Origin of the sequence: Pelosinus fermentans DSM 17108 (assembly GCF_000271485.2) — a bacterium.
Taxonomy (GTDB): domain Bacteria; phylum Bacillota; class Negativicutes; order DSM-13327; family DSM-13327; genus Pelosinus; species Pelosinus fermentans.
In genome coordinates this window covers 1,701,136-1,716,405 of the sequence record NZ_AKVN02000001.1, presented here as the reverse complement: position 1 = coordinate 1,716,405, position 15,270 = coordinate 1,701,136, and the positions used below count along the sequence as shown (strand labels likewise).

The window sequence follows — 15,270 nt, the reverse complement described above, 5'->3', positions numbered from 1 at the left end:
AAACAGCTGTTACTTTTTACAAGCACATGCATTATGTAAAATATTCACTTAATAAAATCCTGACTAGCATTATGCATGCGCTTGTAAAGGATTTCCTAGTTTTTCTTAAATTTTTATTTACCTGATAACTTTTTTATTTCTTTACTTTTTCGTTAACATTTTCTGCATTGACAATTTCCGTACCAGTATCTATTCGTTTTTCAATGGCTTCACCTTTAACGACTTTAACAGCCGCTTCAACACTTTTAAAGCCTATATTATAGGGATTTTGTGCAACAAAAGCATCCAGTTTTCCAGCACTAATAGCAGCCAATGAATCAGGCGAACCATCAAAGCCAACGACAATCATTTTCTTGCCAGCATCTTCTAAGGCTTTGGCTGCTCCTAGCCCCATCTCATCATTAGTGGTAAAAACACCTGCAAATTCTTGCTTACTTTGCAGAATATTTTCAATTACGGTTACTGCCATGGCACGTTCGCTATTAGCAGGCTGGGTTACAGCCACTTCCAAACCTACAGATTTTAACCCTTCGATGCAACCGTTAACACGTTCGTCATGAGTAGGATCACCTAGGGCTCCACGCAAAATAACGATTTTCGATCCCTTAGGAAGTTTTTTCCCAAAATACTCCCCTGCCAGCTTGCCAGCATTAAAGTTACCAGTACCGACAAAGGAAACTTTATCATCCCATGCTACATCCGTATCAGCAAGGATTACAGGGATTTTAGCTTCTTTAGCGCGATTAAAAACAGGGATTGCACTAGCAGCTTGTGAAGGAGCTACGACTAATGCACTTACTTTCCTCGTAACTTGATCTTCAATCAAGGAAATCTGCCCCGTCACGTCTGTCTCTGTATTAGGACCAAGAACTTTTACTTCAACACCGTATTTTTCGCCTGCTGCTTTCGCTCCAGCTTCTACTGTTTTCCAAAAATCACTATTTAAGGCTTTTACTACAACCCCAATTTTTATTTTTTCGGGTTCTTTTTGCGTTTGGGTTTGGGTACTACCACAACCAGTAACTATGAGAGCGACCATCAAAAACAATGCTGCCAACAAAGACATGTTTTTTTTCATTCTAACCCCTCTTTTCTCAATTTATAGTTCCAGAATGTTAGTGAACAGTACAATTTTCCTTCTTCTTTTCACCTCCTCAACATGGTATCGTCAGCCTGTACATCTCTTATCTTCAGGCTTTAACCCTTGCAGCCGCTTTATGCCGCAGCACATCTATATATACTGCAAGAATAATAACAATACCAATGGCTACTGTCTGCATTTCAGCGGAAACACTCAAAAGATTCAAACCGTTTCGTAATACTGCCATGATCATGGAACCAATTAACGTTCCCCAAACAGTACCTTCACCTCCCATAAAACTGGCACCGCCAATAATACATGCTGCAATGGCATCAAATTCATACCCTAATCCTGCTAAAGGGTATGCCGAATTGACTCGTCCGACAAGAACCAGTCCACCTAGAGCTGCCATTAGACCGCTAATGGTATATACAATGATTAAAACCCTGTCAATACTAATCCCTGACAAACGTGTCGCTTCCGGATTGCCGCCTACCGCATAAATATAACGTCCAACTGTAGTGTAATTAAGAAAAACGTGAAATGCAGCATACACAACTAAAACCAAGATAAAACTAACTGGAATCGGACCGATAAAAGCGGCTCCCAGAAATTGTATCGACGTGGGAAAATTCGAAATAGGTGAAGCCGCTGTTACGATTAAGGCTAATCCCCGAGCAACATTCATCGTTCCTAATGTAGAGATAAAAGGATGGGGCAGAGACATTTTAGTTAGCATCATTCCATTAAGCCACCCAAGTAGTAAACCAATCCCCAAACATACAGCCACTCCGATAATAGGAGACATTCCCATCTTTACGACAACAATCCCCATCATAACGGTACTCAACGCTAAAATCGAGCCGACTGATAAATCAATTCCAGCTGTTAAAATCGCTAATAACATGCCAATCGCAATAAGACTATTTATTGCTGATTGCCTGGCAACATTCATAATGTTATCCATTGTTAAAAAGTAAGGGGATGCAAAGGTCAATATCAGTGATAAACCAATTAACCCAATTAGCGACCCCATTTTTTTTATCAGCTGACGAAATTGTGTTTTTTGGGTACCCCCATGACCTTGAACTTCAGGCGTGCTTGTATTCATGATTAATACCTCCTGTAGCAGCTTTTAAAATTTCCTCTGGTGTAACTTCTAAACAAGAAAATTCACCTGTTATCTTCCCACTGTTCATCACTAGAATACGATCGCTAATTCCCATAACCTCGGGTAATTCAGAAGAAATGACAATCACCGCCGCTCCTTCATTAACCAGACGATTGATGAGATTATAAACCTCAACCTTGGCACCCACATCAATACCACGGGTCGGTTCATCAAAAATAAATATTTTTGCCTTTGAGCACAACCATTTAGCAATGACTACCTTCTGCTGATTACCGCCCGATAACAAACGAGTCGTCATCTTTGGAATAGCAGGGTGAATTTGCAGCTCACGCATCATCTCATCAACTTCAGCAACTACCATTTTTTGATCGATAAAGTATCCAAACTTGCAAAATTTCTTCAGACCCGTTAAAGTGGAATTAACAATAATATCATGCATAAGAATTAGTCCTTGCCCCTTACGGTCTTCTGTAAGAAAAGCCATACCATGATGAATGGCATCCTTTGGGCTGTTAATTTTAACTTCTTTTCCAAATATTTCGATTATTCCGCCATCAATCTTGTCTGCGCCAAAAATGGCTCTTGCCAATTCGGTGCGCCCTGCGCCAACCAATCCCGCAAAGCCAATCACTTCTCCTTTATGCAAGTCAAAGGAGATGTCTTTTAGTCTGCCTCTTTGATTTAGATTTCTAACCCTTAAAGCAATATCACCTTTTTGAGCTTGGTGTCTAGGGAATTTTTCCTCCAGAGTGCGTCCTACCATTAAACGAATAATTTTTTCTTCATCCGCTTCACTTCTTTCCATCGTTCCAATTTTACAGCCATCCCGGATCACTGTAATACGATCAGCTATGGCCAGTACTTCTTCTAATCGGTGGGAAATATAAATAACTGCAATGCCCTTTTCTTTTAGCTTATGTATATTTTTCAACAGAACATCAACTTCACGACCAGACAGACTGGATGTTGGTTCATCCATAATAATAAGCTTCACATTGGCAATTAACGCACGAGCAATTTCAATCATCTGTTGATATCCCATTGTATATTCACTAGCCGTCTTAGTTACATCAATGTCAATTCCCAGCTCCAGTAAAGCCGTCTTTGCCAAATGATTCATTTTACGGTAATCTAATAAGCCAAATCCTGAAGTGCGTAACTCTCGACCTAGAAAAATGTTTTCTGTAACTGTCAGGTTGGGCAATATGCTTAATTCCTGATAAATTGCTGTAATCCCTAAAGAAAATGACTCTTTCGTATTATTAAATCGAACGATCTTGCCCTCACAGAGCATCTCACCATCATTGCTTTGATATACACCTGTTAGTATTTTAATAAACGTGGATTTCCCTGCTCCGTTCTCACCGCAAAGAGCATGAATTTCACCATTTTTAATATCCAAACTGACATCTGTTAAGGCGTTTACACCAGGAAATCTTTTACATATCCCTTTGAGACTTAAAAAGTATTCACTCATACATAAACCTCCCGATACATCGAATGCTTTTATAGCAGTAACATATTTCATATCAGCCGTTCCTGTAGATACTTTCATTTTTTAACCTAACAAGATAAGGGTTTTATAAACCAAAGATATTTTTGATTTCGGCTGTTGTAACAGGCCGATTTTCATCCAAAGATTTTTTAGCAGCCAGCCCAATAATCACAGGCTCTAAACCATCTGTAATATTCACTGGCACATCGGTATTATTTACGATTGCAGCAACAAATTCCTGAATTTCACTGGTATATGCCTGCATATATCTTTCCAGGAAAAAGTATAACGGTTTTTCAGATACAACACCTTCTTTTGTACTAAGGACCGCTGTAGAAGATTTATCATTACCAACTGCAACAGCACCTTCGGAGCCAAATACTTCGGCACGTTGGTCATAGCCATACACCGCACGTCTCGAGTTATCAATAACCGCCATTGCACCATTTTTAAGTTTCATGGTGATGATGGCTGTATCAATATCACCTGCTGCGCCAATCTCGGGATCTACTAATACCCCTCCCATTACATACACTTCTACCACTTCGCTGCCGGAAAGATATCTTACCATATCAAAATCATGAATTGTCATATCCAAAAACATGCCGCCTGAGATTTTAACATAGCTAATAGGTGGTGCCTCTGGATCTCTTGAAGTAATTTTAATGATATGCTGCCTACCAATCTTTCCCGCATCGACTGCTTCTTTGACTGCTTTAAAATTATGATCAAATCGTCGGTTAAAGCCAACTTGATATTTAGTACCAGCATTTTTCACTGCCTTAAGTACTTCTTTAATTTTGTTTACATCATGATCAACAGGTTTTTCACAGAATACATGTTTACCAGCTTTAATCGCTTCTAAAGAAATTTGTGAATGGGTATCCGTTGATGAGCAAATCAACACAGCATCAATTTCTGGGTTTGTTAAAATATCATGATAGTCTTTGCTTGTATGCTGAATTCCTAATGATGTGGACCATTGTTTTGTAGCCTCATCCAAAAATGGATCAGCAATGAATATTACTTCTGCTCCTTTAACATATTTAGTAATACTTTCTGCATGTACCTTGCCAATTCTGCCTGCTCCAATAATACCGATTTTTAACATAATAATGCCACCTTTCCATATTTCACAGTTTTTTATCTTAATATTGCTTTATATCCACCAAACGTTTATTGGCAGTATAAGCTATATTAATTTCGAATTTTGTGATACTTCAAACCCGGCACACCTATTGGATTCTAGCCATTGCCCTATCAAATTATTATATACTTTAAAATATACACGATTTATTGTCTTAACCGAAAGATAAAACGGATATTACATATACTTTATCAAATTACAATCATATAATGTTCATATGATTGTTATATCTTGATATCAATTGGTAAATTATTAACCAACTCATACTCAAATTACTATAGATTTTAATCTTTGTCAATACACATTTCTTAATATTGCAAATATTTATTCAATTGAATATACTTATTAATATATAAGGATTTCCTACAGGAATTGTTAAGATATAATCTAGGCGGCATCTTTCTCTATAAGCTAATAACTAAAAAGATTACAACTATTTATTATAATATATAATCATAACTTACTCATCTCTTTATAATTGAACTTGTATAATGTGTTACAATTGCATATAATATTAAAAGAATACGTAATGTGAGGTACGAAATTGAAAATCAATCGAATTAGCGAAATCGAAAAGTATACGCGTCAATTAGAGCATGTTTCCTTAGATCGACTATGTGATGTCTTTAAAGTTTCGAAAAATACAATTCGAAGGGATATCAGCGAATTGGCGAAAAAGGGTGCCATAAAAAAAGTATATGGCGGTATTACCATCAATCAGAAAAATGGTGTTGAATCTCGCGAACCATTCGAATCCCGGGAGATAAAATACCAGGCAGAAAAAAGTCAGATTGCAAAACTCGCAAGTGATTTAGTAGATGACGATGATGTTATTTTTATTGATTCTGGAACCACGACGATACATATGATTCCTTTCTTGGCCAATAAACAAAATATAACGATTATCACGTCCAATTTACACGCTATCATTGCTTCTATTCCATATCCGAACTTGAATGTAATTTCTACCGGCGGGGTGCTTTATCGAGGAACTAATTCCCTCACTGGTACTGGAGTAACAACATCTCTTAGAAATTACAATATCGAAAAAGCATTTTTAGCTTCAACAGGTATCTCGTTGACAAAAGGTGTAACAAATATATCTCCTCTTGAAACTGAAATTAAGCGCTATTTAATTGAAAATAGCACAACAACTGCTTTATTAGTCGACTGCACCAAAATAAACGTCGCATCCTTAATGACCTATGGTAAGCTTGAAGACTTTAATTATTTTATCACCAATACACTTCCCCCCAATGAATATGTAGATTTTTTTGCGGCAAATAATATTACCCTCTTAACACCTTGATAAAAGTACCCGATCTTGTTAAGTCTCATCTCAACAAGATCGGGTACCTTTATATTTCACACTAGGCTCTATTTACTATCAAAAATATTTCCCTACAACCGCTAACGTTTTCTCTTTGGCAATTTTTATTGCTTCTTCTACCTCAAGCTCATAATATTCCGGTCTGAATAATTCTACAGATACCATATCTTCTTTATAACCGATTTCCTTCAAAGTAGTCAATATACCTTTAAGGTCGATTGCACCTTCACCTGGCCACACTCTATCAACATCCGTTAGGATGCCAATCGGAAAATCCTCGGTATCATCAATGTGTAATATAAAGATTTTTGATCCATCAGCCTTTTTAAGATCTTCCATTCTTGAGCCCATTGCATGAAAATGGAAACAATCTAAGACCAGACCCACGTTATTTCGATTTACAGCCTGCACAATGTCATAGGCTTGACCAAAAGTATTGATCGTACATTGAGGATGCCCTACGAATTCAATAGCAAGCCGGATGCTATATTTTTCAGCAATATCTGCTAATTCATGTAAGACTTTTACAGAACTTTCTTTGATTTGTGCGTAAGTGAATTTGTCGGTACCTACAAGAGGAACCACAACGATATTGGGGCAGCCAATTTTTTGTCCGACTTTACACATGTACTGCAATTCTTCTTTTATTTCTTTATAGCCTGCTTCATCTCGATTATTAAAGAATACTAAGGCATTAAATGCATATGGTTTAATCTTATGTGTCTTGAAATAATTTGCCAGATCTTCAATGCTATGATTTTTTAGATAATCCTTTAATTTATCCATGGTTCTGATTTCAATTAGATCGTAACCATGTTTTTCACAGAATTGTAAATCTAATTCCAGTGATGACTTTACCATGGTGGTCGCTTGGTTAAAACACAATTTCATTCTTTTCTCCTCCTAAATATAGCTATTTTTTGCCTTTGAATCAAACGTGCTCGGGCTCTTTTTAGGGTAAATTTTTAATATACAAAGTCTAAAATAATTTTCAAATATTTTCTCTAATTTTAATCTCAAGTTTGGTGTACAAATATTCTTTTTCTGGCATTTTATTAAGGAAAAAATATTCAAAGAGAATCTTAATGGGTAAATATCCTTGCATCAATGGCTCTTGTGTTATCGTAAAATCGATTGTTTTATCGTTTATTAGCTGAATGGTTTCAGGAAGCAAGTCAAAACATATAAATTTCACATTCTTTTTATTGAGCTTCTGAATGGCTCTGCCAACGCCTTCGATTCCTCTGCCAGTTATAAAAATCCCATTGAGATTCGGATGTGCTGCAAAAAGTTCTACTGTGTCTGCATAGGAAGCTTTATCATTGGCAAGCTCTATCGTATCAACGATTTTTATGGCAGGATATTCTGCGGAAATAATCTCTTCGAAACCTGCTTTTCGTTCCCCTAATCCCCTAATTTTAGCAGTTCCTGTTATGATTGCTACCTCTCCGCCAGCAGGCAATAAATCTCCCATTAACTGCCCGGCCACACGCCCGCCTTTTTTCAAATCCTGTCCAATAAAACACATTTTGTTGATACCAGGAACGTCCGTATTAAAGGTTACAATTTTTATATCTTTCTCGGCAAGTCTATTTAATTCATTCGTTACTGCTTCTTCATCTAGAGGAGATAATGCAAGGGCTCGAATATTCTTCTGTTCCAGCTCTTTTATATAATTTATTTGCTCATTTACATCAACCTTCTGCATTACACAGCACTCTATGATAATGCCTGAATCTTTCCATTCATCATGAGCCAGCATAATCCCCTCATAAATCTCATGAAATAGCTCATCTTTTTTATTTAAAATAATGACTCCGATTTTTATTGGATTTTTTTGAAAGGCCAGGGCTTTGCCAACTAAGTTTACGGTATAGCCGAGTTCCTTGGCTACACTTCTAACACGTTCTCTTACTTCATCACTTACACCAAGTCTGTCATTTAGCACTTTATCTACTGTACCTCTTGAAACATTGGCAGCTTCCGCTACCGATTTAATCGTGACTCGCATAAACTTCCACCTCACATGAATTATATGATTTTTCTTTGGAAATTTCAATCAAAAATAAGTCCATGAGACGTTGATTACTATGCGATTTCGATAATGCACGAAGCTTTTAACAACCACCTTAATTTATAATAATTCTTTTTTTATTCTGGCTAGTGTCTCAGGTCCTTGCCCTAAAACTATGTCTCACTATTTATTATAAAATGCAGGACGTTGTTTCATGGTCACCGGAACGATTTCACCTGTTTGCTGCGCTTTGACGCATGCATCCGCAGTCACTGCTGCAGCATATCCATCCCAGGCGGAAGGACCGTTTGGCTGTCCCTGGTTAACGGCATCAATAAATCCTTGCAGCTCAATATCGTAAGATTCGATAAATCGTTTTTTCCAATCAGTAAGAATTTCTACGGAACGCTTTGCCTCACTGCGCATAAGTACGTTGGCTGGCTCAGGTAATCTGGCGATACCCGTTTCGCCCACAACTTCACATTGAATATCGTATCCAAATTGGCAGTTAACGAAAACTTCTACATCAACACGAATTCCTTTTGCAGTCTCAATTAAAATAATTTGTGGATCACGCAAATGGCTCGATGCTTTTTGGGTTTTTCTTGGATACACCACTTGGACAGAAACATAATCATCATCCAATAACCAGCGTAAAACATCAATTTCATGAATCATGGTATCTGTAATTGCCATGTCTGTGGTGTAGTTATCTCCTACCACGGGATTGCGATGTGCGCAATGCACGATTAATGGTTCACCAATTTTTCCAGCTGTAACGACATCTTTCAATGCATAATATCCTTTATCATAGCGACGCATGAAGCCAACTTGAACCAGACGCTTGCCATGTTTCACCTCAGACTCAACAATTCTGGCACAACCTTCTGCCGTCGTTGCCAGCGGTTTTTCACAAAATACAGGTTTACCTGCGGCAATTGCTGCCAATACGAATTCTTCATGGGTAGGTCCCCAGGATGTTACTAAAATCACGTCAACCTCTTTTGCCTGAATGAGACCATGACCTGATTCATAAAGCTTTGCATCTAATTTTTGATTCTTAATAACAGCCTTTGCCTGCTCTACGTTCACATCAGTCACTGCTACAATCTTAGCACCTGATAGTGTGTTGGTGATTCTGCGAATATGATCCTCGCCAATGGCACCTGTACCGATAACGCCTATTCTTAATGTCATAATCTTTTTCCCCCTTAAATTTTTAGATAGTATTATCAAAAGTTACAGAGTAACTTCTGCATAAACCTTTTCATTTTTAATGATGTTATTTATAACTGCATTCCCATGTGAACCGTCAATTCAAATTGTTGCTTATACCATCAACGTGCTCGGGCACGTTGATGGTATAAGTATACGACAGGCTATATCTGTTGTCAATCTATTCGTATAATTTAAAACGTTCAGATAATAGCCGTTAGTCAGATAGTTAATCACAATCGATAATCGATGCTTGAACAACCTTATTTTTTGGCTTATCAAAATTACGGAAATCACACTCAAGTTGTTCAAGAGTACGATCTTTTGTTTCTGGTACATATTTATTTACAAATGTTATTGCAATAAGCCCTAAAGCCACAAATACGAAGAAGGTTGTGGATAATCCCAACTTTGCTAATAATACAGGAAAACTCAAACCAATTAAGAAATTAATAACCCATAAACAGAATACGGATACACCCATTCCAAGTCCCCGTAAGCGCAATGGAAATATTTCGGAGAGCATAAGCCATGTCACTGGTGAAATGGCACCTTGCTGAAACGCTAAAAAGGTTACCGTTAATGAAAGTACAATAAATGGAAGCATTGCAGATCCTTGCATGGTTAATGAAAAGATTCCAATCAGCAGTAATGCTGTAGTAGTTCCGATTTGCCCGACCAACAACATAGGACGACGCCCCACTTTCCCCAGCAGCCAAATTCCTACAATCGTAGCCACTACCGAAATGACACCATTTGCAATATTACCAATTAAGGCTGCCTCTGTGCTAAATCCGGCATTTCTTAAAATCTCCGTTCCATAATACATAATGGAGTTAACCCCTGTAATTTGCTGAACAACACTAATACCAACCCCTAAGAATACGATTCGACGCACCCAAGGAATTGTCAAATCTTTATAAGTCGCTTTTTTGAGTTCGGCTTCTTCTGCAAGTGTCTCTTGAATTTCATTCAATTCAGCTTGAGCTCTATTTTCTTCACGTACTTGCTGAAGAACGCGTAATGCATCTCCAATTCTGCCCTTTGATGCAAGCCAACGAGGACTTTCCGGCATTACAAGCATGCCAAACCATAAGACCACAGCGGGGATCGAAGCAATAACTAACATATAACGCCAAACATGAGCTTCATGACCTAATGTAACGCCGATAATGGCATTAAAAACGAAAGCTAAAAGCTGCCCTGTAACAATCATCAATTCATTTTGAGTAACCATGCGGCCCCGATTCTCCGAAGGAGACATTTCAGCTAAATAGGTGGGTACCGTAACAGAGGCTCCCCCTACAGCTAAGCCAAGCAAAAACCGAAATCCAACCATGATGGGTACACTGGGGGCAAAAGTACATCCAAGTGCAGCAATAAAGAATATTACTGCTAAAGAAAGAATATTCTTTCGACGACCATTCTTATCGGAAAAAAAGCCCCCTGCCACAGCTCCTAGTGCAGCTCCAAACAGAAGTGAACTGGCAACCAAACCTTCTGTATATGCGTTTAGGTTTAATTGATCAGCTTGAGACATATACGGCAATGCTCCATTAATAACACCCGTATCATACCCAAAAAGCAGTCCTCCAAATGTTGATATAAATGTAATCCTTTTTAAAAATGACTTGGGGGTACGTTGGTTTCCATTCATTGATGAGTTCGGTTCCTTGGATGCCGCTGTCTCGGTTCCGGAAGCTGTACTTACCTGTCCATTCATACTACTTTCCTCCCTATCCATTTTCACTATTTATTCAACGGATGATTTCCATTAAATACAAAATTATTTCATTTTTCTATGCCTTCATAGCCGTTGTGATAATTCTAAAAATAATAATTAAATGAAATATTCGTAAAATTAAAGTGCCCGGGCACGTTGAGGGCATTTTTTAATAATGAACCGTAAATTCGGTTTCATTATCCTATAGAGATTAGATACAAGCAAACGTAAGCCATAAAATAAGATTCACAATTTTCTACAATTATTTGAGTTATTCATTTAAAAATGATCGATTCGAACAATGATCATTATTTATGACTTACTGCTTGTGGATATTTATTTAACTGATGTTAATACTCCCGAGCCTGATCAATATTCTTTCTTATTGTTTTATACACTTCCTGAATCTTTTCGCTGGTAGAAACCTCCGCAACACCAACTCGCCACCATGAATTGTATTTATGCACCATGGTTTTAGGCAGCACTTTTATATCAATCAGCGTAGAAACAGTTTGCTTTTTCGAATCAATGACTGCAGCCTTCAGTTCATCTACTGTTTTAACGGTATACGTCTTGCATCCATAAGAAGCTGCATTCATAGCAAAGTCAATAGGCACAAATCCGCCATCTAACTTGCCGCTTGCTTTGTCTCTAAATCTAAATTCAGTACCGAAGCTTCCCATTCCATGTTCCATTTGTACATTGTTGATACAACCAAATGTCATATTATCCAATAGTATCACATTGATCTTTTTTCTTTCCTGAATAGAAGTCGGTAATTCAGAATGCAGCATCATATAGGAACCATCACCAACAAATGTATATACTTCCTGATCTGGTGCAGCCAATTTCACACCCAGGCTTGCATTTACTTCATATCCCATGCAGGAAAATCCATATTCCATATGGTAGGTATTTGTTCCTTTTGCCCGCCAAACTCGCTGCAGATCTCCCGGCAAGCTTCCTGATGCGCCAACGATAATATCAGTCTCACCGAGCAGTTCATTCAATACGCCTAAGACTCTTGACTGGGTTAAGCAGGAACCAGTTACCTTTTTAAACTCTTCTAAAACGGCACGGTCAAGATGATCATCAATTTCAGGAACAAAACCTTCACCTGTATATTCCACTGCATATACTCGATCTACTTCTGCCTTCAATTTATCTTTAGCATCTTTTATCTGAGTTTCATAGGCTGATTGATAGTCTATTTTTTCTAATTCTTCCGTTAATGCTTCCAAAGCAGCCTTTGCATCAGCGACCACTTTTACACCATCCAATTTATAAGCATCAAAAGCAGCTACATTTATATTTAAATAGTCTACCTCTGGATTCTGGAATATCCATTTCGAAGAGGTTGTAAAGTCTGTATACCGCGTACCTACACCAATGACAAGATCTGTTTCTTTCGCAATTGTGTTTGCTGCCAGACTGCCTGTTTCACCGATTCCGCCAAGATTTAACTCATGATCCCAGACGATTGCACCTTTGCCAGCTTGTGTTTCTCCAAAAGGAATATTGAACTTCTCAGCAAAGAGCTTAAATACGGCTGCCGCTTCTGCGTATTTTACTCCACCGCCGCATATTAGAATGGGTTTCTTTTTCTTCGAAATAAGGGCAACTGCATCTTGAATCATTTCTTTCGTTGCAGGCCTTCTTTCGATTCGGTGAACTCTCTTTTGAAAGAAATACTCTGGATAATCATAAGCTTCTCCTTGCACATCCTGAGGCAGAGCGATTGTCACTGCTCCAGTGTCTGCCGGATCTGTTAATACTCTCATTGCATTAATGCAGGCAGTCATGAGTTGCTCCGGGCGAGAAATTCGATCCCAGTATTTACTTACTGCTTTAAAAGCATCATTTGTGCTAATTGAAAAATCATGAAATTGTTCGATTTGCTGTAAAACAGGGTCTGGCTGCCGGGTGGCATATACATCACCTGGCAAGAATAATACAGGAATTCTGTTGGCGGTTGCAGTCGCTGCTGCTGTTATCATATTGGCGGCCCCTGGTCCTACCGATGATGTACAAGCATATATTTGTTTTCTAAACTTTTGTTTGGCAAATCCGATAGCTGCATGCGCCATCCCTTGTTCATTCCGCCCCTGATGAACGATTAGATCACCTGCATCCTGCTCTAATGCCTGTCCTAATCCGATTACATTACCGTGACCAAAAATGGTGAAGATACCTTTGACAAATTTCCTTTCCACACCATCAAATTCAACGTATTGATTATTAAGGAATTTTATAAGTGCTTGAGCAACTGTAAGCCGTATTTTTTTCATAATGCCACCTCGCCTATCATTATTCATTACCTTTGAATGACGAAATCATCTACCCTATGGATTTTTTAAAACCCTATTTTTTCTTTGATATAGTTTCTAGCCTTTTGCGCATATTCAAAAGCATTTGCTTGTGCCGGATCCTGCTCTGCCTCTACCAACAGCCATCCTTCATACTTATTTTCAGACAAAATCGTAAAGATTGGCCCAAAATCGATGCATCCATCTCCTGGCACTGTAAATGCACCTGCTCTAACCCCTTGAAGGAAACTTAAGTTTTCTTTTCTAACTTTCTCTCGCATTTCTGGACGCACATCTTTTAAATGAACATGCTTAATTCTGTTAACATATTTTTTTAATATGGAAATAAAATCTTCCCCTGAATACGCTAGATGTCCTGAGTCAAATAATAGATACACCAAGTTTTCATCTGTCATATTCATAAGTCGGTCTATTTCTTCCGTAGTCTGAACTACAGTTCCCATATGATGATGATAAACCAATTTCATATCTTTTTCTTTTGCTAAAGCACCTAATTTGTTTAAGCCCTCTGCAAATTTCTGCCACTCTTCATCATTTAAATTATATTTTCCTGTGAATATTGGAATATCCAGCTTTCCTTGTATACTATGACCTTGTTCCGATACTACAATGACTTTAGCTCCCATGGCATGCAGAAAATCTCTATGTAAAATGAATTCTTTTGCCGTGTCTTCATATGGCTTTGTTGTCAAAAAGGCACTAAACCAAGCACTTGCTATTTGTAATTCTCTTAAATTAAGGGCCTTTTTCAAAACATTTACATCTTTGGGATATTTACAACCTACTTCTGAACCAGTAAAACCAGCAAGAGCCATTTCGCTTATACATTGTTCAAAAGTATTTTCTTTCCCCAGATCCGGCATATCATCATTTGTCCAAGCAATGGGCGCAATTCCTAATTTCACTGTTTCCTTATTAAACATACCCTTCCTCCTACTTCACAATTGATTCCCCTTGGCATTCAGATCTTTTCAAGTATTGCAAATATTGGTCCCAGATTATTATTTTTCTTATTTGTCCGGCCATATTTTCACATTTTTATCTAGTAACCATGTATGCTTTTCATCATCAATTCGATCAGTCCATGGATTATTCTCCAAATGCCTGATCATCCAGCAATAATACATCGCATAGCCTGGAGCAGATGCTTGGGGGTGGACTAAGCCTCCCGGTATTGCTAAAAAGCTATTATCTTGTATTTTATAAGCATCTTCACCGACTAGACATAAACCAAATCCCTGTGGTTTATTGAATCTGTAGTAATACACTTCTGGCTGTGGATGATGATGAGGAGGGTAACTCGACCACTTACCGGGATAGGTTATTACTTCGCCCATAACCATATTGGAGTAAGGGGCATTACGATAATCAAATACGGTCCTAACGACTCTTCTTGCAACATCATTCCAAACGCCTTCACCAAAAATATCACTTTGACAGTCAGCAGGACTGTATAGCTTAGCTGCAAAACTATTCTCATTTTCAGTACATTGAACGAGTATTTCACTTGCCTCTAAAAATTCTACAGTAACCGCTGTCTCTTTTGGAACATGCAAACACCAAGGATCTTCGTCAAATACCGATCTTCTTTCAATCACTTCTTGTCTAGCAGACCATTTTATCTTGATCTTGCCATCTAGCAGCAAAATAGCAATTTCTTTATGCTGCTGATAATAGGATTCATGGGAATCTTTATCGAGCTTTACAATGCTGATATCCATTAGCATTTCTTTATTTTTTCCATTGACTTCACATAATGAATTTAAGCCATATTTTAACTCACCGATATTGTGAATCATAATGTTA

Annotated in this window: 12 protein-coding genes; 1 reads left to right on the top strand and 11 read right to left on the bottom strand. The window is 37.9% G+C overall.

All coding sequences use genetic code 11. The features are described from left to right. Nucleotides 1-133 precede the first annotated feature (133 nt). The 4 genes from FR7_RS07575 to iolG (FR7_RS07560) all read right to left on the bottom strand — a co-directional run bounded on the left by FR7_RS07575 (nucleotide 134) and on the right by iolG (FR7_RS07560) (nucleotide 4,819). Nucleotides 134-1,078, bottom strand: a complete 945-nt coding sequence (locus FR7_RS07575) for a sugar ABC transporter substrate-binding protein (RefSeq protein WP_007950476.1) — start codon at nucleotides 1,076-1,078, stop codon at nucleotides 134-136. A 112-nt stretch (nucleotides 1,079-1,190) separates the two neighbouring features. Next, nucleotides 1,191-2,192 carry an ABC transporter permease gene (locus tag FR7_RS07570; protein WP_007930831.1) on the bottom strand — a complete coding sequence of 334 codons (1,002 nt, stop codon included), beginning with the start codon at nucleotides 2,190-2,192 and terminating at the stop codon, nucleotides 1,191-1,193. Then, nucleotides 2,173-3,690 carry a sugar ABC transporter ATP-binding protein gene (locus FR7_RS07565; protein ID WP_017531548.1) on the bottom strand — a complete coding sequence of 506 codons (1,518 nt, stop codon included), beginning with the start codon at nucleotides 3,688-3,690 and terminating at the stop codon, nucleotides 2,173-2,175. The genes FR7_RS07570 and FR7_RS07565 overlap by 20 nt, the downstream gene beginning before the upstream one ends. Nucleotides 3,691-3,793: 103 nt before the next feature. Next, nucleotides 3,794-4,819, bottom strand: a complete 1,026-nt coding sequence (gene iolG, locus FR7_RS07560; RefSeq protein ID WP_007930835.1) for an inositol 2-dehydrogenase — start codon at nucleotides 4,817-4,819, stop codon at nucleotides 3,794-3,796. A gap of 580 nt (nucleotides 4,820-5,399) precedes the next feature. On the opposite strand from iolG (FR7_RS07560), the gene FR7_RS07555 reads away from it, so the two are divergent. Then, nucleotides 5,400-6,164, top strand: a complete 765-nt coding sequence (locus tag FR7_RS07555) for a DeoR/GlpR family DNA-binding transcription regulator (protein WP_007930837.1) — start codon at nucleotides 5,400-5,402, stop codon at nucleotides 6,162-6,164. Between the two features lie 78 nt (nucleotides 6,165-6,242). Here the strand turns inward: FR7_RS07555 and FR7_RS07550 are convergent, their stop codons facing one another. From FR7_RS07550 to FR7_RS07520, 7 genes are all read right to left on the bottom strand, one after another. Beyond that, complete coding sequence (locus FR7_RS07550; protein ID WP_007930838.1) at nucleotides 6,243-7,076, bottom strand: sugar phosphate isomerase/epimerase family protein; 834 nt, start codon at nucleotides 7,074-7,076, stop codon at nucleotides 6,243-6,245. A gap of 100 nt (nucleotides 7,077-7,176) precedes the next feature. Further along, nucleotides 7,177-8,196 carry a LacI family DNA-binding transcriptional regulator gene (locus tag FR7_RS07545; protein ID WP_007930839.1) on the bottom strand — a complete coding sequence of 340 codons (1,020 nt, stop codon included), beginning with the start codon at nucleotides 8,194-8,196 and terminating at the stop codon, nucleotides 7,177-7,179. A 186-nt stretch (nucleotides 8,197-8,382) separates the two neighbouring features. After that, nucleotides 8,383-9,396: a bifunctional inositol 2-dehydrogenase/D-chiro-inositol 1-dehydrogenase gene (iolG, locus tag FR7_RS07540; protein ID WP_007930840.1), complete on the bottom strand. Its 1,014-nt coding sequence runs from the start codon at nucleotides 9,394-9,396 to the stop codon at nucleotides 8,383-8,385. A 247-nt stretch (nucleotides 9,397-9,643) separates the two neighbouring features. Further along, nucleotides 9,644-11,137, bottom strand: coding sequence for a sugar porter family MFS transporter (locus FR7_RS07535; protein ID WP_007930841.1), 1,494 nt, complete (start codon nucleotides 11,135-11,137; stop codon nucleotides 9,644-9,646). Nucleotides 11,138-11,487: 350 nt separating this feature from the next. Beyond that, a complete protein-coding gene (gene iolD, locus FR7_RS07530; protein ID WP_007930842.1) occupies nucleotides 11,488-13,425 on the bottom strand; it encodes a 3D-(3,5/4)-trihydroxycyclohexane-1,2-dione acylhydrolase (decyclizing) in 1,938 nt (645 codons plus the stop codon). Nucleotides 13,426-13,490: 65 nt separating this feature from the next. After that, a complete protein-coding gene (gene iolE / locus FR7_RS07525) occupies nucleotides 13,491-14,387 on the bottom strand; it encodes a myo-inosose-2 dehydratase (RefSeq protein ID WP_007930843.1) in 897 nt (298 codons plus the stop codon). A gap of 87 nt (nucleotides 14,388-14,474) precedes the next feature. Continuing rightward, nucleotides 14,475-15,263 carry a 5-deoxy-glucuronate isomerase gene (locus tag FR7_RS07520; RefSeq protein ID WP_007930844.1) on the bottom strand — a complete coding sequence of 263 codons (789 nt, stop codon included), beginning with the start codon at nucleotides 15,261-15,263 and terminating at the stop codon, nucleotides 14,475-14,477. Nucleotides 15,264-15,270 lie beyond the last annotated feature (7 nt).